The following is a 21,157-nucleotide window of genomic DNA, read 5'->3' on the forward strand; positions in this document are numbered from 1 at the left end:
GTCAGCGTACTGACGGCTGACAAGGGGAGACGTCCCCCGGCCGATGTCAAGCGGATGTCATCGCACTACACGTTGTGACGCACGGCGCAACATTCCTTAGGTGAGCGCCCGCCCGGTTCCTAGGCTGAGCCATCTCACCCCTTCGACTGCACAGGAGTCGCACCGTGCGCACATTGATCTTGCTGGCCCTGGTGGGTTTCGGGGCGCAACTCGTGGACGGTTCGCTCGGTATGGCCTACGGCGTGACCTCCTCCACCCTGCTGTTGGCCGTGGGCCTGACCCCCGCCTCGGTCTCCGCGACCGTGCACCTCGCGGAGGTGGGCACCACCCTGGCCTCCGGGCTCTCGCACTGGCGCTTCGGCAACATCGACTGGCGCGTGGTGGGGTTCATGGCGGTCCCCGGTGGGATCGCCGCGTTCGCGGGCGCCCATCTGCTGACCCTCTCCGGGGAGGCCGCCGCACCGGTGATGTCCGTGATCCTGCTGCTGCTGGGCATCTACGTGGTGTGGCGTTTCCTGCGGCTCGGCGGGCGGCGCCCGAACTTCACGGGCAAGGTGCGCGGATTCTTCCTGATCCCCCTGGCCACGGTCGCGGGCTTCATGGACGCGATCGGCGGCGGTGGGTGGGGCCCCGTGGGCACCCCCACCCTGCTGGCCTCCGGCAAGATCGCCCCGCGCAAGGTCATCGGATCCATCGACACGTCCGAGTTCGTGGTCAGTCTGGGTGCCTCCATCGGGTTCCTGATGGCACTCGGCAGCCAGGGCGTCGACTTCGGCATGGTCCTGGCTCTGCTGATCGGCGGTGTGGTGGCCGCGCCGATCGCCGCGTGGCTCGTGCGTTGGCTCGCCCCGCGCATCCTCGCCGTCGGCGCCGGCGGACTCATCATCTTCACGAACACGCGTACCCTGTTGCGCCTGGACGCCGTGCAGGCGCGCCTCCCCGGCGACGCCGCGTACTACGCGATCCTCGGCGCGCTCGCCCTGCTGTGGATCGTCGCGGTCGCCTGGGTCGTGCGCCGCGAACTCGCCGACCGCCGCTCCGCGACCCTGCGCACCGAGGTGCGCGTCCCCGAGAGCGTCTGAGGGCGACGTCGCGCCGAGGGGACGTGACATCCCCCTCGGCGCCGTGGGGCTCGTGGCCCCCGCCCGTGCATCACGGCACGGCCCCGTCAGGGCCTCAGTGGGCCGCAGAACGCCGGGGACGTGCCGTGCGCTCTCATCGGGCGCGGTGCGACGCGCTCGTCAATCCTCCACCACGGTCACGGTGACCTCGATGTTGCCGCGCGTGGCGTTGGAATAGGGGCAGACCTGGTGCGCGGCGTCCGCGAGTTCCTGGGCCGCGTCGTGCTCGAGTTCGGGGATGATCACTTCCAACTGCACGGCCAGGGTGAACCCGCCTGCCCCGTTGTCGCCGATCTGCACGCGGGCCCCCACGGCGGAATCACCAAGCGAGACCTTCTGCTGGCGGGCGACCATCTGCAGGGCGGAGTGGAAGCAGGCCGCGTACCCGGCGGCGAAAAGCTGCTCGGGATTGGCGCCGTCCCCGGATCCCCCCATCTCCTTCGGCACGGCCAGGTCGAACTGCAGCGACCCGTCCTTGGTGGCGACGCTGCCGTTGCGGCCCGCGCCCTGGGCAAGCGCTTCCGCGGTGTACATAGCGTTCATGGTGATTCCTCGTCCTTTCCGTGGCCGGTGAGCCCCGGCACTGAACGCCGGGTGGTGCGACCGCAATCGATGGTAGGTCGCGGTATTTGGATTGTCCACAATCTAGACGTGCACTTTTCATGCGGGACGGGCCGGTGAGGGCCACCCGGAATCCCCCTCCCCTGCACCCCACCGCGTGATCCGCACACCGTTCTCCCTCGCTCCAAAATTACCCCCGGGGGCATGTGCTGCAGCGAGCACGGCTCGCTTCGGCACGCACCCCAGGACCGTCATCATCCTGCGGGGGTGATCGCGCTCATCGTCGTCATCGCAGGGCTGCTGGTGGGGCTCGTCATGGGCGCGCTGGGCAGCGGCGGGGCCATCATGACCGTGCCGATGCTCACCTTCGCCCCGGGACTCCCCCGACCCACGCAACGGTGGGTTCCCTGGTGGTCGTGATCTCGGGTGCGATTTCGGGCCTGGTCCCGCCCGTCCTCGAACCACGACGACCCCGAGAACCGTCCCGCGTGGGCCACCAGATCAACACGCGCCTGCTGTCGTTGGGCTTCGCCGGTCTGCTGGTGCTCACGGGGTGTTACACCGCCCTGCAAAGCGTGCCCCGGCTCCTGGGCTGACCCTGTGACACCTCGCACCCGAGCCGGGCACCGTCCCGTCCGACAACCACTCCAGAAGGAGAACACCATGTCCTCACCCGCCACCGTTTCCGCCTCCGAACTCCAGGACCCCCATGAGGGTGCACCGGTGTTCCTGGACGTCAGGACCCCCATGGAGTTCGGCATCAGTCACATTCCGGGCTCCGTCAACGCTCCCCTGGCTCTCATCGAGAAGCACACACGGCAGATCGGGCAGCTACTACCCCGCGACACCGTGGTGATCTGCCGCTCCGGAGCTCGCTCAACGCGCGCCGCGGAGCTGTTGGCCTCGGCGGGTATGACGAGCGCAACCGTCCTGACCGGCGGGATCGACGCATGGCGCGACGCCGGACGCACGGTACGCACCGGCCGCGAACGCTGGGATCTGGAACGCCAGGTCCGACTGACCGCCGGGTCCCTGGTACTCGCAGGGATACTGACGAGCACCGTGGCGCCACGTGCCACATGGTTCTCCGGCGCCGCTGCTGTACCACTGCTTCGGGATGGTGATCGGAAACCTCGCGGCCACGTCCCACGGCAGCGCGATCATCCTGTCGGGGCCGGGGTTCGACCCGCGGGCCGCGCTGCGCGCCGTCTCCCAGGAGAAGGCCACAAGTGTGTACGGGGTGCCCACCATGTTCATCGCCGAGCTCGAGCTGCCGGACTTCGGGGACTACGACCTGTCCTCGTTGCGCAGCGACGTGATGGCTGGTTCCCCGTGCCCCATGGAGGTCATGCGCAAGGTGATCGACAAGATGCACATGAGCGAGGTCGCGATCTGCTACGGCATGACGGAGACCTCGCCGGTGAGCTTCCAGACGCGCGCGGACGATTCGTTGGACCGCTGCGTGGAGACCGTGGGCCGGGTGCACCCGCCCGTGGAGGTCAAGATCGTGGATCCCTCCGTGGGTGAGACCGTGCCGCGCGGCACGGTCGGGGAGTTCCACACCCGCGGCTACTCGGTCAGGAGGGCTGCTGGGGTCAGGAGGAGAAGACCCGCGAGACCATCGATTCCGACGGCTGGTTGCACACCGGGGACATCGACGTGATGGACCAGGACGGCTACGCGCAGATCACCGGGCGCATCGAGGACATGGTGATCCGCAGCGGCGAGAACATCTACCCGCGCGAGGTGGAGGAGTTCCTCTGCACCCACCCGGACATCGTGGACGCCCAGGTGATCGGCGTGCCCAGCGAGAAGTACGGCGAGGAGCTCATGGCCTGGCTGCGGCTGCGCGACGGCGCTCCCGCCCTCACCGCCGAAGCCATCCTGGAGTTCGCGGACGGGAAGATCTCCCGCCACAAGATCCCCCGCTACGTGCACGTGGTGGACGAGTTCCCCATGACCGTGACCGGCCAGGTCCGCAAGGTGGAGATGCGCGAGGAAGCGCTGAAGCTCCTGGACCTGGAGCGGTGAGAGCACCAGTCGTTCGTTTATAAGTGGAAATGCGTTAGGTCTAACTGCACGAACAGTGACCACTGCCCTCCAGGAGCACGCCATGACGACCACCGTCGAACGGATCAACATCTCGGCACAGACCGTGCGGGAGGCGCAAGCCCCGGCACAGCACGGCACGAGCCTGGTTCTTCGTGATGCCGCAGGCCACGATGTAGCCCTCCCGGCGGAGGTTCAGAGAACACTTCTCCGCGCGCTGTCCGCCATCGCGGAACACGGCTCGGTGAACATCGCCCAGACGCCCGAGGAGCTGACGAGCACCGTGGCCGCCGATCTCCTGGGCGTCTCGCGCCCCACGCTCCTGCGGTGGGCTCGCGAGGGCATGATCGACTCCTTCAAGGTCGGATCCCATGCCCGGTTCCGCCGCACTGACGTGCTCCGCTTGCGCGAGGAGCGCGAAGCACAGCGGCGCACGGCCTTCCAGAAGCTGCGGGAGCTGGATGCCGGCAACGACTTCGAGTTCTTCGCAGACTGACGACGCCCGCCCATAAGCGGTGGGCACCTTCCCGAAATGCCCGTGGCCTGCGAGGGCGCAGAGGCGCTGCGCCGCTTCTGGGGATCGACTGCGGCTGACCCGGCCCCGGAGTGCGACGCACGGGGCCCTCAGCGGGCCGGCGGCGTCCAGACCTGGATCTCAGCGGTGTCGTCGTACCAGTGCCCGCCCGGGATGGCCTGCAGCTCGAAGAGCGTTCCCCACGGCGCGCGCACGTAGACGCTCGCGTTGCCCTCCGTGTCCTCGTGCGGGGAGTTCGGGTGGGGCTCCGAGAGGGCTTCGCCGCCCGCCGCGACAGCCCGGCGCAGGGCGTCGTCGACGTCGTCCACGAACACCGAGAGGTGGTTCAGCCCCAGGTCGCTGAGCTTCGCGGGGGCCTGCTGCTGGGCCCCCTCGACCTGGAACATCTCGATGCTCGGGCCCGTCCCGATCTGCACCATGCGCTGCCGGGTGATCGCGGCCCCGGACGGCAGCCCCAGCTGCTGCTCGGTCTCCTCGCCCTCGCGCGGCGGATCGCCGGGTCCCAGGCCGTCGTAGGCGAGCTTCGCGTCGAAGGCCGCGCGCAGGAAATCCGTGGCGGAGTCGATGTCGGGGACGGTCAGCCCCACGTGGTTGCACCCGCGGGGCAGGGTCCCGAACCGGTCCTCCCGGGGTCCCACGGGCAGCACGGCGGACGTCTCGGTGGTCGCGTCACCGATGATCGGGTGGGCCTCGCCCACCACCACGAGCGTGGCCCGCTGGTCCAGGAAGTTCGGCTCGTCCGCTGCCACCACGTTCCTGAACGTCTCGGAGCCCATGACCGCGTCGAGCCCCTCGGGGCTGTCGAACCACAGCTGCGCGGTGCCGTCGAAGTCCGCGGGCGTGCCCGAGGAGATGCCCGTGTCCCCCGGGTGGGTCTGCAGGTAGCGCAGGATGTGCTGGCGCCCCTCCGGAATGGAGCGCATCAGCGCGCCGTTCACCGTCACGTGGTGGTGCACGAACTCCTCGTGGGTGATGCCCGGGGCCTTCTTCAGGAACATGGTCATGGTGATCATTCGGGGGTGCCTTCCTCGTGGGACTCGGTGTGCTTCCGCTGTCGTTCCCCAGTCTGCTGAGCACCCGGCCACCGGATCCACGCCGCAGCACCGTTCCGGCCAAGTGGCGTGGTCAAACGATTTACCAAAGGATGGAGCCATACACCGTTCCAGGATCACCATGTCGGAGGTGGCCCGCGCCGCCGGGGTTTCCGTCTCGAGCATCTCCAACGCCTACAACCGCCCGGAGAAGCTCTCACCCGCGGTGCGCAACCGCATCCTCGACGTCGCAACCTCCCTCGGTTACGTGGGACCGGACCCCGTGGCCCGCAGCCTGCGCCGCCGCCGGACAGGAGGCGTGGGGGTGGTGTTCACGGACGACCTCGAGTTCGCCTTCTCCGACCCCGCCTCCTCGGGCTTCCTCGCCGGGGTGGGCCGGGAGCTCATGGCCCGCAGCAACCACCTGGTCCTGCTGCCCACGGGCACCCCGGACCGGGACCGGCTGGCGGAACTGGACCGTGCCGCCGTGGACGGGGTGATCCTGCACTCCCTGCCCTCGCGCAACGCCACCCTGGACCTGCTCGAGCGCCGCGGTGCACCCGCTGTGGTGGTGGACCAGCCGGGCCCCGTCCCCGGCCTGGGATGGGTGGGCCTTGACGAGGTCGCCGGAATGCGCGCCGTGGGCGAGCACCTGCGCGACCTTGGCCACCGCCACGTGGGCGTCATCACCTCGCGCCTGTCCACCCGGCCCTACGACGGCCGGGCCGGCGGGGCACGGCGCCGCCGCAGCGTCTACGACATCCCCCGCTGGCGGATCCGCGGACTGGAGGAGGGCCTCGGCCGCACCGTCACGGTGGAGGAGCGGTGGCGGGTCAGTGAGGACGACGGCGCCCGGGCGGCCGCCGCGCTCTGGTCACATCACCCGCGGGTCACCGCGAGCGCTTGCATCGCGGACACCTACGCGCTCGGGGTGCTGCGCTGGGCGCGGGAGCGCAGCATCGAGGTCCCGCACCACCTGACCGTGACGGGCTACGACGACGTCGCCCGGGCCGCGGAAGTGGGTCTGACCACCGTGGCCCAGCCGTTCAGCGAGAAGGGACGCGCGGCCGCCGGCCTCCTGCTGGAGATGGTCGACGGCGTAGACCCCCGCCACGTGGTCCTGCCCACCCGCCTGCACGAACGCGCCAGCAGCGGCCCGCCCCTCGTCCGCTGACCCGTCCGGCTGCCGACACGGGGTATGACCGACCCCGAATCTACAGTTGACTACAAGTAGTCCTCTTGCTCCCAGCAGGAGAGGAAAACCATCATGACCACTGCGACATCAGTCAAACTGTCCGACGAGACGGCGGCGAAGCTCGAGCGGCTGGCGGCCGAACCGGGCGCTCCAAGCGCTACTACCTTCGTGAGGCAGTAGAGACCCACATCAACCGGCTGGTACAGGAATACGAGATCCTCGAGATCGCCCAGAACGTCCGAGCTGGGCGGGAACGCACCTACACCCTTGCCGAGGTAGAGAAGATCCTTGACCTGGGTGATTGAGTTCTCTGAAACGTCCCTGCGAGCGTTGAAAAAACTCGACCGACAGGTCGCCAGGCAAATCACGGCATATCTCCGTGACGTGGTTTCCCTGGACGACCCGCGAGCAGGCGGCAAGGGAGTCACCGGAAACCTCGCGGGGCTCTGGCGATACCGTGTGGGCAACTACCGCGTCATCTGCGAGATCCACGATGAGATCGTGACCATTTACGTCATTGACGTCCAGCGCCGATCAAGTGTCTGCCGCGGGTGAGATCCTCCCCGCCGCACTCTCCCGGCAGCCCTACCCCGCAAGCCACTCCTCGAACCGCGTGCTCGTGACGAACGCGTCCTGCGGGATGAGCCCGCCGTTCGCGATCCCACGGCCGAGGTACGGCGCCTCCTTGACCGTGCGGGGTCGCTGACCGCCCAGGTCCCCGCCGGCCGCGAGGATGCGGCGTGCAAAGTTCGCGATGGTGTCCGCCTCCGGGCCGCGGATCGCGCGGATCTCGTGCCGCGCCTGCCCGGGTGCGGTTACGACGTCGGCGACGAAGTCCGCGACCTCCTCGCGCAGGGCCGGCGCCATGAGCATGGTGGGCGCCAAAGCCACGGACCCCTTGGAGACCATGCCCACGGTGGCGGGGACGACGTCGAACTACTGGGTGGAGCGCACCGTGGTGGAGGGCACCGGGGCCTGCTGGTAGATGCTCTCCTGCACGGCCTTGCCCTTGTAGTAGTCGAACCCGCCGTTCACGCGGGGATCCGCGGCACCGGCGATGGACAGGCACACGATCCGGGACACGCCCTGCTCGTGCGCGGCGGACGCGACGTTGCCGGCGGCCGCGGTGAAGAACGGGACGGACTTCCGCGCCCCGAACGTGTTGATGTGCAGCGCGTCCACCACGGCGTCAGCACCCTCGAACGCCCGGGCCAGCCCCTTGCCCGCCACCGCGTCCACGCCGGTGCTGCGGCTCGCGCGTACCACTGTGTGACCCCTCTGCTCGATGACGTCCGCCACGTTCGTCCCGAAGTTTCCACTTGCTCCCAGCACTGCGATCTTCGTGGACCCCAGCGTAGCCACTGTCTCTTACGCCCTCACAGCCCCGGCACAGCACCGCCCCACACCCGACAAAGCCTCGGTTCGTAGCGTCGTGGGCAGCACGAAACCAGGACCACCACCTGTCGATGAGGAGACCCTCCATGACCCCGATTTTCCCCCGCCGCAGCATCCGCGCCTACCCGGCCGCGTCCGAGGCGCCGCGGGTGCGCAACGGCACAGGGGACGCCGCCCCGGGAGCGCAGGGCACGACGTCGCCCGCGGACTCCGCGCGCTCCGACCAGCAAGGTACCGGGCAGCAGGCCGGCACCACCCACGAGCAGCCCACCTTCGAGGGGCGCCCTCTGGACCGCCCGGAGGAGGACGTCGAGGACCAGGGCCTCGCTTTCGACCTCGGAACGCTGATCGACCGCCGCCGCGCGCTCGGCATCTTCGGGGCCGGCGCGAGCGTCTTCGCACTGGCGGCGTGCACGGGCACCACGACGTCGGGCTCGTCCGGCTCCGCCTCCGCGACGGCATCGGCGTCCGAGACCGCGAGCGCCACGCCATCGCCCTCCAAGACCTACGACGAGGAGATGCCGCAGGAGACCGCTGGGCCCTACCCCGGTGACGGCTCCAACGGTGCAGACGCGCTGGACGTCTCCGGGGTGGAGCGCAGCAACATCACCGCGAGCATCGACGGCGGCGCCGCGGTGGACGGCGTAGCCATGACCCTGACGATGAACATCGTGGACATGGTCAAGGACAACGGCCCCATGACGGGCGCGGCCGTGTACGTGTGGCACTGCGACCCGGACGGCAACTACTCCATGTACTCGGAGGGCGTGGAGGACGAGACGTACCTGCGCGGCGTCCAGGTGGTGGGTGACGACGGCAAGGTCACCTTCACGTCGATCGTCCCGGGCTGCTACGCGGGCCGCTGGCCGCACATCCACTTCGAGGTCTTCCCGGACATCGGCTCGATCACGGACGCCACCAACGCGGTGCTGACCTCGCAGATCGCGCTGCCGGAGGAGATGGCCAACACGGTCTACAAGGACTCCCGCTACCCGGACTCGGCCACGAACATGTCCCAGATCACCCTGGCCACGGACAACGTCTTCTCGGACGGGGTGGACATGCAGATGCCGAAGGTCTCGGGCAGCGTGGCCAAGGGGTACACGGTGACGATCGACGTCCCCGTCGACACGAGCACCGAGCCCACGGCCGCCGCAGCACCGGGCGGCGCGGGCGGTCCCGGCGGCGCCCCGGGCCAGTGATTCCGTCGAACGAGTGATCCCGCAGGTCCCGCCGCGGACGACGCCGCCGCTCCACCCGGCTCCCCGGCACCCGTGCGCCGGGGCGCGGAGCCGGGTGGAGCGGCGTCGTCCGCGGGTCAGGCGTCGCCGCCCGGGCGTGGGAGCCTGCCGGGGCGGGGACTCAGGGCAGCAGCCCGTAGACGATCCCGCTCACGGCCACGATGCCGGCCACGGTGACGAACACGTTGGAGATCTTCCCGCGGTACGGCTCCAGCGCGGGGAGCCTGCGGATCGCGTACATGGGCATGAGGTAGAGGATCACGGCGATCACGGGTCCGGCCAGGGACTCGATGAGCGAGAGGATGCTGGGGTTGGCGATCGCCACGAACCACGTGGTCACGAAGATGAACACGGCCACGGCCGTCCGCAGGGCCTTGTCGCTGATCTTCGTGCCGTCCCGGTCCACCATGGAGCGCACGATGCCGGTGGCACCCTCCGCCGCACCCATGTAGTGGCCGAAGAACGAAGAGGCGATCGCCGCGAGCGCCACGGCCGGGCCGAGGTAGGCGATGAACGGGCTGCCGTGCTCGTTGGCCAGGTAGGAGAGCACGGGCAGGTTCTGGTCCTTGGCGGCCTGCAGCCCGTGGGGGCCCAGGGCAAGCACGCAGGACCACACGAAACCCATGGTGAAGACCACCAGCAGCAGGGTGCTGCGCTTGAGCACCACCGAGGCGCGCTCGCTCGCACGGGAGCCGTACTCGTGCTTCATGGCCACCGAGAACTGGGAGATGGCCGGGGAGTGGTTGAACGCGAAGACGAGCACTGGGATGACCAGCCACACGGACATCAGGAACTCCCCGGGCGCGGGCACCCCCTGGAACACACTGAGGTCCCAGCTGGGGATGAGGAACAGCGTGACGCCCAGGAGGATCAGGATCAGCGGGTAGACGAGCCACTGGGTGACCATCAGCATGATGCGCTGGCCGGTGAACATGACCAGCATGAGCAGCCCCACGAGCAGCCCGGAGAGCAGCCAGCGCGGCGGGGAGGTCAGGTGGAACTGGTTGACCAGGAGGCTGTCCACGGTGTTGGTGATGCCCACGCCGTAGATCAGCACGATGGGGTAGATCGCCAGGAAGTACACCACTGTGAGCACCCGGCCCAGCCCCTCACCGAAGGCGCGGCGGGCCACTCCGGTGAGGTCCTCGCTGGGCACGGGCGAGGCGCACACGAACCGGGACAGCGCCCTGTGGGAAAGGTACGTCATGGGTCCGATCAGCACGGTCACCACCAGCAGCGGCCACAGTCCGCCCAGCCCGGCGTTGATGGGCAGGAACAGCACGCCCGCACCCACCGCGGTGCCGAACAGGGAGATCGCCCAGTTGGTCTCGAAGCGCCGGTCCACCATGTGCGCGGCGGGTTCGCCACCGGGCTGACCACCTCTCACCGGGGGCTCGTGGGATGGGATGGCTGCGGTGCTTCCGGGGGTCTCCGGCACTGTGGTCTCCGTGGGGCGGGGAACGGGCCGTTGTGTGACCCGGGCGATAAATATACGCGAAACCCACCCGTTGTTCAACAATGGGAGGACGACGACGCCGTTTCCCACCTCACCGGGGCATCCCCCCCGGAGGGGTGGTGCGCCGTCCCGTAGCATGGGCTCATGTCTCCCGACCTCCGCTTGGACACGCAACTGTGCTTCGCGCTGTACTCCGCCTCCCGCAAGGTGACGAGTGCGTATCGGGAACCCCTGAAGCAGCTGGGCCTGACCTACCCCCAGTACCTGGTGCTGCTGGCCCTGTGGGAGACGGACCACCGCACGGTCAACCAGCTGGGCGAGGCCCTCATGCTGGACAGCGGCACCCTCTCGCCCCTGCTGCGGCGCATGGAGAACGGCGGATTCGTCTCCCGTGCCCGCTCGGCCACGGACGAGCGCTCCGTAGTGATCTCCCTGACCCCCAAGAGCCGGGGGCTGGAGAAGGAGGCCGCGCACATCCACACGGGTCTCCTGGACTCCCTGGACATGAGCACCGAGGAGCGCATGACCCTGCAGCGCCTGGCGCAGCAGCTCTGCCGAGTGCTCTGAGCCTCTCTCCACCCCGGACCACGCCCCGCCGTCGAGTGCGCCGTGGCACTGCCCCCAAGCATCTTGGGCACGGCGAAGCGGGGCGGCCCGTCAGGACCGCCCCGCTCCAGGCGGCGTCGTCAGCTACCAGCTGCCGGCGACTGTGCCCGCGGCTGACTGTGCCCGCGGGCCGCTGCTCACCGGCGCCACGGTGAGCAGCCGACCGTGCCATCCAGGACAGACCGATCAGGATCAGCGGCTCAGGGCCGGCGGCTCAGAGCACGCCGTACTCCTCGAGCAGCTCCCCGACCTCGCCCTGTTCGAGGCGCTTGCGCAGCCGGCGGCGGATCGGCTCGGGTCCGGGGACCTTGACCTTCTCGCCGTCGCGCAGCCGGGTCAGGGCGTCGAGCAGGACGCGCACGTCGTACGTGCTGCCCCACGTCTCGGGAACGCCGCGCTCCACACCCATGAGCTGGTAGACCGCCTCCATGGCGGTGCGCACCGAGTACTCGGTGGTGAAGATGCAGTCGCGCCCGGTCTCCGCGAACTGGCCCAGGAACGCGAAGTTCTGCGCACCCTCCGGCACCACCTGCGGGCGGTCGCCGGCCTTGCGGGGCATGAAGAAGCTCGTCACGTACGGCATCATCACGGGCACGGTCTTGGCACCGGTGGCCGCGAGCTCCGGGATCTCCTCCACGGGGACGCCCAGGTGGTAGAGCCACTCCTGCGTGATCTCCTCGCCCGTGCACTCGGACATGGACTTCTTCACGAAGTCGCCGGGGGTGTCCACGAACAGGGAGTAGACCCACACCACGATCTGGTCCTTGGGCTGCTTCTTGAAGTGCGGCTGGCGGTTGACCGTCCAGCTCAGCAGCCACGAGGAGTCCTCCGCGGTGACGATGCCGCCGGTGACCACGCGGCCGCTGAACGGATCCCGCTGCGCGATCTTGCGGATGTACTCGGGGATCCGCTCGTCCAGCGTGGTGACCGTGGCGGACTCCCACTTGGTCTCGTCGATCGAGGAGCAGAAGACCTCGGGCCGTCCGAACGCGGGGTCCTTCGCGGCAATGCGCTTCCACAGGTCCCACGCCGGGGCGGGGCCGCGGTCGAGCTTCGCGGCGGTGGCGTGGTCGCCGTCGTCCGAGTTGTCCACCAGGGAGCCGATGGTGGTGAAGACCAGGTCCCGCTCGCCGAGCTCCTTGGTCTCCTCGGTGCCCTCGCGCACCCAGTGGATCGCGGACGCGCGGACCTCGCCGTTGCGGTGCTCGAAGTCGATGTCCGTGACGTCCGTGTCGTACTGGAACGTCACGCCCTGCTCGGTGAGGTACTTGATCAGCGGCAGCACGAAGGACTCGTACTGGTTGTACTTGGTGAACTTCAGCGCGGAGAAGTCCGGCAGCCCGCCGATGTGGTGGACGAAGCGGTGCAGGTAGAGCTTGAACTCCAGCGCCGAGTGCCACTCCTCGAACGCGAACATGGTGCGCCAGTACATCCAGAACGGGGACGCCAGGAACTCCTTGCTCATCACGTCCTGGATGCGCTTGCCCTCCATCTCCTCACGCGTGGCCAGGAAGACGTGCAGCAGATCCTTCTGGGCGCGCTGCGGGAGGTCGAACTTGCCGTCGTGCCCGGCGTCCTCGCCCCGCTTCACGGTGGCGCGGCGCAGCGAGTAGTTGGGGTCGTCCAGGTTCAGCCACGCGAACTCGTCCAGCACGGACGCGCCCTCGATCTCCAGGGACGGCACCGTGCGCATCATGTCCCACAGGCACTCCATGTGGTTCTCGAGCTCGCGGCCGCCGCGGATCACGAAGCCCTTCTCGGGCACGTCCAGTCCGTCCAGGGCACCGCCGGCCAGGTGGCCCTTCTCCACGACCGTCACGTTCGATCCGGGCACGCCGGCGTCGCGCACCAGGAACACGGCGGCCGAGAGACCGGCGAGTCCCGAGCCCACGATCCAGGCGTGGGTGTCCTGGGCGTGGGCGGCCGGACGCGGCCGCATGAAGGCCTCGTAGTTGCCTGCAGTGAACTTCATGTCGCTCCTCCTTCGTGGCGCGGGACGCCGGTCTGGCGCCCTGTGCGTTCATAATTGAGCCTACTCAATTTTGAGTGCAATACAATAATCGCGTGGAGAAAACTTCAGACACGTCGACGACGCCGCCCGCCCCCGTCCGCGCGGCACGCACCCGCCGCGCTGGTCGCGGCTCGGGCAACCCCGCGGGTCGCCCCTCGGGCGACGCCGCGGAGCGCACCTCGAGCCCTGCCGGGGATCGCCCCTCGGGCCGTGCCGGGGGCCGCCCCCGGGGACGTCGGGAGATCGCGAAGGCCGAGAAGCGCGCGCGCATCCTCGCCGCGGCCCGCGGGCTGATCGGCGAGAAGGGCTACGCGCACATGTCCATGAGCGAGGTGGCCGAGCGCGCGGACGTGGCCGCCGGGACCGTGTTCCAGTACGCCACCAGCAAGGCGGAGCTGCTCATGATGGTCACCGAGAGCATCTGGGCGGACCATGTCCGCGGGGCCCTGCGCGCCACCCCGGAGACGACTCCCGCCTCCCCCACCGCGGTGGTGGACGCGATCATGGACTCGCTCGCCCCCATCTTCGACATGGCCGTGCACTGGCCGGAGACCACCGTGTGGATCGCCCGCGAGATCCTCTTCGGGGACGAGCTGCCCCACCGCCTGGCCGTGCTCGGCCTCGTGGAGGTGCTCGAGGACCACATCGCCGGGATCCTCGGCGGCGGTCGCGGGGCGCCGTCCGATGCAGAGACCACCCGCCTGGACGTGGGCGCCCGCATGATCATGACCACCGGACTCGCCGAACTGAACCGGGCACGGCAGGGCCGCACGGACATGGCCGGAGTGCTGGGCAGGATGCGCGAGGTCGTCACGCTCGTCGCGGCCGGTGCGACCGCCCGGAGCTGACGCGCGCACGAGAACGGCCCGCCGCTACGAACGTGAGGTTCGTGGCGGCGGGCCGTGCGGCGTCGTCGTACCCGGCGCGCCCATTCCCAGCGCCGTCATTCTCGGCGCGGTCGTTCCCGGCGCTGTCGTCTCGGCGCTGTCGTCTCGGCGCTTCGTCACCGGCGCTGCCGTCTCCGGCGCCCCGTCTCCGTCACCCCGTCCGTGGCGAGCCCACGACGAGCGACGGGAAGGCCGCACCGATCAGGTGCGCGGCAGCGTGATCAGGGCCGTGTGGTCGTCCAGCGCCGGGCGGTTGCGCCCGTTGCCCTTGACGAAGAGCACGTAGCCGAGCCACAGCAGCACGAGCCAGACCACGCCCACCACCAGGGCCACGCGGGTGTCCTCGAACCAGCCGAGCAGCACGACCACGAACAGGATCGCGGCGGTCGCGAGCCACGAGGCCACGGGCCACAGCGGCACCTTGAACTCGGACTCGGGGCGGCCCTTCTTCTCGATCTCGCGGCGCATCGCGATGTGCGAGAGCAGGATCATCAGCCAGACCCACACGGTGGCGAACGTGGCGATCGAGGCGATCACCAGGAACACGTCCTCCGGGATGACCACGTTGAGCACCGCGCCAATGCCCAGGGCCACGGCCATGACCACCACGGTCAGCCACGGGACGCCGGCCTTCGACACCTTGGTGAACGCCTTGGGGGCCTGGCCCTGCTCGGCGAGGCCGAAGAGCATGCGCCCGGCGCCGAAGGTGTCCGCGTTGATCGCGGAGATCGCGGCCACGATCACCACGATGTTCAGGATGGTGGGCGCCGCCGGGATGCCCAGCGCGGAGAAGATCTGCACGAACGGGCTGGCGTCCCCGGTGATGGTGTCCCACGGGACCAGGGACATGATGACCACCATGGTGCCCACGTAGAACAGCAGGATGCGGGCGGGCACGGCGTTGACGGCCTTGGGGATGGAGCGGGCCGGGTCCCCGGCCTCACCGGCGGTGATGCCGATGGTCTCGATGCCGCCGAACGCGAAGACGACGACGGCGAGTGCCGCCATCAGACCACCCACGCCGTTGGGCATGAAACCGCCGTGGTCCACGAGGTTCTGCAGCCCCACGGTCTCACCCGGGGCGAAGGAGACGCCGATGACCATCAGCACGATGCCACCGGCGATCATCGCGAGGATGGCACCCACCTTGACGATGGTCAGCCAGAACTCCAGCTCGCCGAAGATCTTCACGTTGCGGGTGTTGATCGCGGCGATGAACAGGATCACCGCGGTCACCCAGATCCAGCGGGGCGTGTCCGGGAACCAGAAGCCCATGTACACGCCGAACGCGGTGACGTCCGCGATGGCGACCACGATCATCTCGAACACGAACGTCCAGCCGGTCACGAAGCCCGCGAAGGGGCCCAGGTAGCGGGCGGCGTACTGGCCGAACGAGCCGGGCACGGGGTGGCGCACGGCCATCTCGCCCAGCGCGCGCATCACCATGTACACGGCCGCGCCGGCGAGGATGTACGCCAGGATCACGGACGGGCCGGCCTTCTGGATGGCGGTCGCGGAACCGTAGAACAGGCCCGTGCCGATCGCGGAGCCCAGCGCGATGAACTGGATGTGGCGCATGTTCAGGCCGCGGGCGAGCGTGGGGTGGCCCGCCCCGCCCTGCTGCGGTGCTGACGGCGGGGATGCGGGACTACTCATGGCGCTCTCCTGTGGTGTTCCCGGCGGTGCCGGTGGCTGGACTGGGTGCTTCGTCGTCGATCGAGGCGCGGGACGACGTCGCGGCGGCGCCCCCGGCGTGCGGGGACGTGCCCGCGGCGGCCGGGAGCGGCGTCGTCGGGCACAGCGCGTCGTGGGCCAGGGTGGTGATCAGGCGGGCGGCGGCGCGGGCGGTGCGACCGTCCACGTCCATGCGGGGCAGCAGCTCCACCACGTCCACCAGGACCAGTTTGCCGCTGCGGGCCACGCGGTGGCACACCGCCTGAATCGTTTCCATCGGGACGCCGTACCCTGCCGGGGCGCTCACGCCCGGGGCCACGGAGGCGGGGAGGACGTCCAGGTCGATGCTCAGGTGCACGGCGTCCACCCGCTCCAGCATGCGATCCACGGTTTCCAGCACGCGGTCCAGGTGGCGCGGGGAGCACTGCTCGTCCGTGAGGTACTCGACGCCCAGCTCGTCCGCCGTCTCGAAGAGGACACCGGTGTTGTTGGGCTCGCTGATGCCCAGCACCGTGTAGTCGAACCTGCGGCCAGCCTCCTGGTCCGCGCGAGCCATCTGCAGGAACGGGGTGCCGGAGGAGGGCTCGTCCGCCTGGCGCAGGTCGAAGTGCGCGTCCAGGTTCAGCACGCCCACGCTCTTGTCCTGCAGGCGCTCACTGCGGGTGCGGCCCACGTAGCTGCCCCACGCGGTGTCGTGGCCGCCACCCAGGACGATCACGGGGTTGCCGGTGTCCAGGAGGCGTGCGACCTGATGGCCCAGGGTGTCCTGGCCGTCCTCCAGGTTGCGGTCCAGGACCACCACGGTGCCGGCGTCGTGGATGCCGAAGTTGGTATGCATCGCCAGAGGGGCGAGTGCACCGCGCAGGGCGTCCGGACCCTCGGAGGCGCCCACGCGGCCCTTGTTACGGCGCACGCCCTCGTCGCAGGAGAAGCCGATGAGTTCGACGGCGGGGCCCTCGGTGGCGCTGCCCTGGTCGCCTGATTCTGGGCGCACCTTCTGGTGCCAGCGCAGGTGCTCGGGGGTGCCCCCGTCCGTTCGTCCGCTCCAGACGGAGTCGTCCGGTGGAATGATCCGGGTGGGATTCATGGAACGCCCTTTCCTGCGGTGCCTGCCCCCAGCGTGGCACGGTGCCGGGCGCCCGCGAGTGTGATCTGAATTACGCTGCCCCCAGCCAATCCCACCACGGGGCGCGGCGACGAGGGCACACACCAGATATCGTCTGGTATTCCAGACACGCAGATCGTACGACACACCGGACCGGGGGCACGCGCGGTGGCCGCGCGGCGTCGTCGCCCACCGCTGCTCAACGGAGGAGATGCCATGCCGGGACCCAAGGTGCCTGCCGCCCAGAGCACGCTGCGGATCCTGCGGTTCCTGGCGTCGCGGAAGGGGCCGGTGGCGGCGTCGTCGATCGCGACGGCGCTGGAGCTGCCGCGCTCCAGCGTGTACCACCTGCTGACGGTGATGACCGAGCAGGGGTTCGTGGTTCACCTGCCCGAGGAGCGGCTGTACGGGCTGGGGATTGCGGCGTTCGAGCTGTCGTCGGCGTACACGAGGCAGGACCCGATGGCGCGGCTGGGTGAGCCGCTGCTGCGCGCACTCGTGGACGCGGTGGGCGAGAACGCGCACCTGGCGGTGATGCACGGGCGGGACGTGGTCTACGTGGTGGAGGAGCGGGCGCCGTACGAGCCGTCGCTGGTGACGAACGTGGGGGTGCGCATTCCGGCGCACCTCACGGCGAGTGGGCGGTCGATGCTCGCGGGCCTGCCCGCCGCGCAAGTGCGGGCGCTGTACCCGGACAGGGCGTCGTTCGCGTCCCGGTGGGAGAGCACGGCGATTACGACGCCGGGGCAGCTGCGCGAGGAACTCGCGCGGACCCGTGAACGCGGCTGGGCCGTGGAGGAGGGGGATGTGACGCCGAACTTCGCCTCGGTGGCAGTGGCGGCGCACGACCACCGGGGGCTACCCGTGGCGGGGGTAGCGCTGACGTTCCTGGGGCACAAGATCGACGACGAGCGGCGGGCGGAACTGGTGGGGCACGTGCGGCGGACGGCGGAGGCGCTGACGCGGCGGCTGCATGGGGCGGTGCCGGGGGTTGGGGGCTGACCGAAACGCCCCCCTGATGGCTCCCGTCCGTAGCCAAAGGCTATCTTTCGGTACAGCCAGCCCCGGCCCAGAACAACCGCGTCACACCTTCTTACATTCAAGACATCATTATCAGCGCGACAGCCCTGACACCGCACGAAACTACCCGTTTTTCGAGGGGAGGCCACGTGCTGGCGGGGGCGCTGGTTCAGCCCTTGGGTTCCTGGCTGCCGGGCTGGACACCGCCCCAGAACGATCCGGGTGCCTGGGGGAAGTGCTGCTGGTGCATCATCTGGTCGCCGTAGAGCACCGGGTCCTGGTAGTACCGGTCCAGCTCCGGGACCTGGGCGTTGTACGCGGTGTAGAGACCCGGTGCCAGGGCGACAGCCTTCCCCCCGGCGGTTTGGCCCTCCATCGACGATGCCACCCGGGAGTCGATGGAGGACAGCTCTACCAGCACCGGGTAGCCCGGGAACTGGCTGGGCTTCTGCTCGGTGTTCGTCTCGGTGCTCTGGGCGGCTGCCGCCGGTGCGGTGTCCTCCCCCTGGTCGGAGGTGCTGCAGCCGGCGAGGGCCAGCAACAGCACGGGCAGGACGAGCAAGGAACGTGAAGGCATGGGGGAACCGCCAATCTGGGGGGGGTAGAGACGAGGGGCGTTGCTGATCGTAAACGACCCATGCGGTCAGACGCCCCGGCCCACCATGGTGGGCCGGGGCGTTTCTCATGCCTTGGGCGGGGCCACGGACTTGTTCGCCGGGGGCCACACCACGCCGGCCTCGCCCAGCTCGTCCCGGGACAGCAGCGGCCCGTCGAGCACCGCGGCCAGCAGAGCCTCCTGGTCGGCTTCTAGGGACACAAGCCGGGTGAGGGTACACAGCAGCTCTGTGAACTCTGTGGACCACTCCGCCTCCCACGTCTCGGCCACGATGTGATCCAGCGGGGAGGTCTTGTTCCCCCCGGGGGTGGCCGAACGCTTATCGGCCCACGCGTCGATCACGTTGGTGCCGCCGACCGTGTACCCGCGCACCTGCGGGGTGACGTGGCTCCACACCCCGGCGCCCAGGTGCAGGACGTGGGTGGTTTCGTCGTAGTCCACCGTCGAGGGTAGGGCTGATCCCATGCTGTGCTCGTAGCGGGGCAGTTCCAGGTCCGGGTCCGGGGACGCGACAGAGGCTTGCCCCTCCCAGTCACCGGCTAGACCGTAGGTGTGGCACCACAGCACCTTGCGGCCCACCTCCACCGCCCGGTCCCACAGGTTTCGGTCTGCGGTGAGGGGCACCCGGATACCGGGGGTGCGCAGCTCGTCGTCGAAGGTCTCCACGTAGCCGGGGTGTCCGGTGATACCGGCGACGTAGGCGGTGACGTCAGGGCCAGCGACCCTGGCCCCAAGGCAGCCCGTGAGCGTGTCGAGCAGCCCGGCGGCAAGGTTCGCGGTGCCGTCCGGGTTCAGCATCGGTAGCACCCGCCCGCCGCGGTTGTTGAAGTGGTGCATGTCCGGCAGCAACCCAGAAAACGACAGGCCCGGGCCTTGCTTCGGGTGGAAAGAGTGCTGCTCCGTGACGTACACCTGACCGGGGATGCGGGCCTCCCACAGGGGCCGGCGGCAGTCGTGGATCAGCCGGGAGTCCGCGATCACCCACTGCCGGTCGAAGGACCGGTATCCGACCCGCACCAGGGACGCGTGCGGGATGAACGTCTCGGTCTCGAACGGCACCCTGGTGTTCTGGTAGGTGTCCGGCTCTCCGGTGCGGGGACGCGAAGGCGGCAGGGGTGCCTTGGTCTTGCGCAGGTTCGCGTCCCGGGACTCTTTGAACAGCGCGGACTTCTCCGCCGGGTCGGTCTCAGCGACCACGGTGTTCAGCCGGTACTGCAACGTGTCCGGGGACGGGGAGTACACCCAGGTCCGGTTCGTGGACAGCCCAGTGGAGTACCACGGGTACAGGTCACGCACCGAGGGGAACGAGGACCATGCGGCCCCAGACTGCGGGGTGAACGGTGCCTGCCACGCGGAGGGGGCTTCCTGCCACCCGCCCCCTGCCAGGTGAATGTCCGGGAACTGCTCGAACTTCTGGGCCTTCGTGCCGGTCACGTTCCGGTAGTAGATCGGCGCCGAGGTGTCGGTGTCGGTGCGTGGGCCGCGGACGAACACGCCCACGGCCACCGGGGTCTGGATAGCGAACACCCCATGACCTGGGGGCGGGTTCAACCCCTCGGGGGTGACGTTGATGATCCACCCGGCGGAGCACTGCCGACGCAGGTACTCGCGCATCCCCGCGAAACCGGGGCCGGTGAGATACCCGGTAGCCGTCACGAAGCACACCACCCCCTGATCCGCGCCTTCCAGCTCACGGTGCGCGGTGGACTCAAACGCCTTCCATGTCGCCCACCGCCAGAAGTAGGTGTAGAGGTTGTTCAGATGCCGTTCGTTGCGCCCGTTGCCCGGCGCCCTGAACTCGTCCAGCGGCGCCCGGCCCGTGGCCGGGTCCACCCCCGTCTCGATCCACCCGCCCCGGCCCCCGGCCTTGTCCTTGTAGGGCGGGTTGCCGATGACGACCTGAATGTTCTCGTCCCGCTTGACCCGGTTCGCTTCCACCCGCTGCTGGGCGATCAGACCCGCGTTCCACGACAACCCCTCATCGGCGGCGGTGGCCGTCGGGTCCTCCAAGGTGTCGCCCACGAACATGCGCAACCCGGAGGCCGGGACACTGGCCCCGGCTTCCTTCACGGCCTGGGAGATGCGCAGCTCCGCGACCGAGAACGGGCCGGATTGCAGCTCGATCCCGTACAACCTGCCCACCATCGAGGACACCGCCTCCGCGGCAGCCCCCGGCCCGTACTCGGCGGCAGCGTCCGCAGCGACCCGCCGCAGCACCGACAGGGGGTACGTCCCGGTGCCCATCGCCGGGTCGATCACCGAGGTCACCGGATCACGCAACCCCCGCGGGCGCCCCAGGTGCTCACGCACCGCCTCATCCGCCCAGGACACCATCGCATCCACCAGCTCCACCGGCGTGTAGTAGGACCCCGAGGCTTGCTTCAACGCCGGGTCGTAGGCGGCGAGAAAGTGCTCATAGAGGTGCAGGTACAGGTCCGAACGACCGCTGGCCATGTGCCCCCAGTTCACCGCGGACAGGGTGCGGGTGATCGTCTCCACCGCGGTCTGCACCGGGGTGGAACGGATCGGCTGGGCCACCAGCGACAGGGACCGGCCCATCACCCCGTACTGGCCGGTGAGGGTCTCCGCGATTTCCGACAACGGCAACCGGCCCACCTCCACCCCCTCAGAGACGGCCAGCACCAGGGCAAACA

At 69.4% G+C, this 21,157-nt stretch carries 20 protein-coding genes and 2 pseudogenes; 12 read left to right on the top strand and 10 right to left on the bottom strand.

Annotated features, from left to right (window positions below; genetic code table 11):
* The first annotated feature begins 164 nt into the window (after nucleotides 1–164).
* Nucleotides 165–1,082, top strand: a complete 918-nt coding sequence (locus KVA01_RS08265) for a sulfite exporter TauE/SafE family protein (protein WP_141269714.1) — start codon at nucleotides 165–167, stop codon at nucleotides 1,080–1,082.
* 159 nt (nucleotides 1,083–1,241) lie between these two features.
* On the opposite strand, the gene KVA01_RS08270 is transcribed toward KVA01_RS08265, so the two are convergent.
* A complete protein-coding gene (locus KVA01_RS08270) occupies nucleotides 1,242–1,664 on the bottom strand; it encodes an organic hydroperoxide resistance protein (protein ID WP_055082468.1) in 423 nt (140 codons plus the stop codon).
* A 285-nt stretch (nucleotides 1,665–1,949) separates the two neighbouring features.
* Between KVA01_RS08270 and KVA01_RS12625 the strand changes: the two genes are divergently transcribed.
* The 4 genes and pseudogenes from KVA01_RS12625 (at nucleotide 1,950) to KVA01_RS08285 (ending at nucleotide 4,227) form a co-directional block, all read left to right on the top strand.
* The gene (locus KVA01_RS12625) at nucleotides 1,950–2,102 is read left to right on the top strand and encodes a hypothetical protein (protein WP_156481220.1); all 153 of its coding nucleotides are present in this window, start codon (nucleotides 1,950–1,952) and stop codon (nucleotides 2,100–2,102) included.
* A 243-nt stretch (nucleotides 2,103–2,345) separates the two neighbouring features.
* Nucleotides 2,346–2,630 (top strand): annotated as a pseudogene (locus KVA01_RS13125) (rhodanese-like domain-containing protein); the annotation flags it as partial.
* A 139-nt stretch (nucleotides 2,631–2,769) separates the two neighbouring features.
* Nucleotides 2,770–3,713, top strand: a pseudogene (locus KVA01_RS08280) (AMP-binding protein); the annotation flags it as partial.
* 82 nt (nucleotides 3,714–3,795) lie between these two features.
* Nucleotides 3,796–4,227 (top strand): helix-turn-helix domain-containing protein, encoded by a 432-nt coding sequence (locus KVA01_RS08285; RefSeq protein WP_141269716.1) that lies wholly within the window; start codon nucleotides 3,796–3,798, stop codon nucleotides 4,225–4,227.
* A 128-nt stretch (nucleotides 4,228–4,355) separates the two neighbouring features.
* Here the strand turns inward: KVA01_RS08285 and KVA01_RS08290 are convergent, their stop codons facing one another.
* A complete protein-coding gene (locus tag KVA01_RS08290; RefSeq protein ID WP_218023603.1) occupies nucleotides 4,356–5,279 on the bottom strand; it encodes an EthD family reductase in 924 nt (307 codons plus the stop codon).
* 160 nt (nucleotides 5,280–5,439) lie between these two features.
* Here KVA01_RS08290 and KVA01_RS08295 point away from each other — a divergent pair, with 160 nt between their 5' ends.
* The 3 genes from KVA01_RS08295 to KVA01_RS08305 all read left to right on the top strand — a co-directional run bounded on the left by KVA01_RS08295 (nucleotide 5,440) and on the right by KVA01_RS08305 (nucleotide 7,047).
* A complete protein-coding gene (locus tag KVA01_RS08295) occupies nucleotides 5,440–6,471 on the top strand; it encodes a LacI family DNA-binding transcriptional regulator (RefSeq protein ID WP_170221142.1) in 1,032 nt (343 codons plus the stop codon).
* Nucleotides 6,472–6,536: 65 nt separating this feature from the next.
* Nucleotides 6,537–6,797 (top strand): type II toxin-antitoxin system RelB family antitoxin, encoded by a 261-nt coding sequence (gene relB / locus KVA01_RS13275; RefSeq protein ID WP_443093543.1) that lies wholly within the window; start codon nucleotides 6,537–6,539, stop codon nucleotides 6,795–6,797.
* On the top strand, nucleotides 6,790–7,047 hold the full coding sequence (locus tag KVA01_RS08305; protein WP_233438811.1) for a type II toxin-antitoxin system RelE family toxin: 258 nt from the start codon (nucleotides 6,790–6,792) through the stop codon (nucleotides 7,045–7,047). The genes relB and KVA01_RS08305 overlap by 8 nt, the downstream gene beginning before the upstream one ends.
* Nucleotides 7,048–7,077: 30 nt before the next feature.
* Here KVA01_RS08305 and KVA01_RS12960 read toward each other — a convergent pair whose 3' ends face one another.
* Both KVA01_RS12960 and KVA01_RS08315 read right to left on the bottom strand, forming a co-directional pair.
* Nucleotides 7,078–7,383, bottom strand: a complete 306-nt coding sequence (locus tag KVA01_RS12960; protein WP_233438812.1) for a hypothetical protein — start codon at nucleotides 7,381–7,383, stop codon at nucleotides 7,078–7,080.
* Nucleotides 7,384–7,428: 45 nt separating this feature from the next.
* On the bottom strand, nucleotides 7,429–7,854 hold the full coding sequence (locus KVA01_RS08315; RefSeq protein ID WP_141269722.1) for an SDR family oxidoreductase: 426 nt from the start codon (nucleotides 7,852–7,854) through the stop codon (nucleotides 7,429–7,431).
* Between the two features lie 119 nt (nucleotides 7,855–7,973).
* On the opposite strand from KVA01_RS08315, the gene KVA01_RS08320 reads away from it, so the two are divergent.
* Complete coding sequence (locus tag KVA01_RS08320; protein ID WP_141269724.1) at nucleotides 7,974–9,089, top strand: dioxygenase family protein; 1,116 nt, start codon at nucleotides 7,974–7,976, stop codon at nucleotides 9,087–9,089.
* 160 nt (nucleotides 9,090–9,249) lie between these two features.
* Here KVA01_RS08320 and KVA01_RS08325 read toward each other — a convergent pair whose 3' ends face one another.
* On the bottom strand, nucleotides 9,250–10,566 hold the full coding sequence (locus KVA01_RS08325; protein WP_371858575.1) for an SLC5/6 family protein: 1,317 nt from the start codon (nucleotides 10,564–10,566) through the stop codon (nucleotides 9,250–9,252).
* A gap of 162 nt (nucleotides 10,567–10,728) precedes the next feature.
* Between KVA01_RS08325 and KVA01_RS08330 the strand changes: the two genes are divergently transcribed.
* Nucleotides 10,729–11,151 (top strand): MarR family winged helix-turn-helix transcriptional regulator, encoded by a 423-nt coding sequence (locus KVA01_RS08330; protein ID WP_068470289.1) that lies wholly within the window; start codon nucleotides 10,729–10,731, stop codon nucleotides 11,149–11,151.
* A 253-nt stretch (nucleotides 11,152–11,404) separates the two neighbouring features.
* On the opposite strand, the gene KVA01_RS08335 is transcribed toward KVA01_RS08330, so the two are convergent.
* Complete coding sequence (locus KVA01_RS08335; RefSeq protein ID WP_141269726.1) at nucleotides 11,405–13,162, bottom strand: oleate hydratase; 1,758 nt, start codon at nucleotides 13,160–13,162, stop codon at nucleotides 11,405–11,407.
* A 92-nt stretch (nucleotides 13,163–13,254) separates the two neighbouring features.
* On the opposite strand from KVA01_RS08335, the gene KVA01_RS08340 reads away from it, so the two are divergent.
* Nucleotides 13,255–14,049, top strand: coding sequence for a TetR/AcrR family transcriptional regulator (locus KVA01_RS08340; protein ID WP_233438813.1), 795 nt, complete (start codon nucleotides 13,255–13,257; stop codon nucleotides 14,047–14,049).
* Between the two features lie 240 nt (nucleotides 14,050–14,289).
* Here the strand turns inward: KVA01_RS08340 and KVA01_RS08345 are convergent, their stop codons facing one another.
* Complete coding sequence (locus KVA01_RS08345; RefSeq protein WP_141269728.1) at nucleotides 14,290–15,744, bottom strand: amino acid permease; 1,455 nt, start codon at nucleotides 15,742–15,744, stop codon at nucleotides 14,290–14,292.
* On the bottom strand, nucleotides 15,737–16,849 hold the full coding sequence (gene hutG / locus KVA01_RS08350) for a formimidoylglutamase (RefSeq protein WP_141269730.1): 1,113 nt from the start codon (nucleotides 16,847–16,849) through the stop codon (nucleotides 15,737–15,739). The genes KVA01_RS08345 and hutG overlap by 8 nt, the downstream gene beginning before the upstream one ends.
* A gap of 234 nt (nucleotides 16,850–17,083) precedes the next feature.
* Here hutG and KVA01_RS08355 point away from each other — a divergent pair, with 234 nt between their 5' ends.
* The gene (locus KVA01_RS08355) at nucleotides 17,084–17,869 is read left to right on the top strand and encodes an IclR family transcriptional regulator (RefSeq protein WP_141269732.1); all 786 of its coding nucleotides are present in this window, start codon (nucleotides 17,084–17,086) and stop codon (nucleotides 17,867–17,869) included.
* Nucleotides 17,870–18,056: 187 nt separating this feature from the next.
* On the opposite strand, the gene KVA01_RS08360 is transcribed toward KVA01_RS08355, so the two are convergent.
* Together KVA01_RS08360 and KVA01_RS08365 are read right to left on the bottom strand one after the other, a co-directional pair.
* Nucleotides 18,057–18,464, bottom strand: coding sequence for a hypothetical protein (locus KVA01_RS08360; protein WP_141269734.1), 408 nt, complete (start codon nucleotides 18,462–18,464; stop codon nucleotides 18,057–18,059).
* Nucleotides 18,465–18,569: 105 nt separating this feature from the next.
* Complete coding sequence (locus KVA01_RS08365; protein WP_141269736.1) at nucleotides 18,570–21,110, bottom strand: type ISP restriction/modification enzyme; 2,541 nt, start codon at nucleotides 21,108–21,110, stop codon at nucleotides 18,570–18,572.
* Nucleotides 21,111–21,157: the final 47 nt, after the last annotated feature.

Origin of the sequence: Kocuria varians (assembly GCF_006539885.1) — a bacterium.
Classification (GTDB): domain Bacteria; phylum Actinomycetota; class Actinomycetes; order Actinomycetales; family Micrococcaceae; genus Kocuria; species Kocuria varians.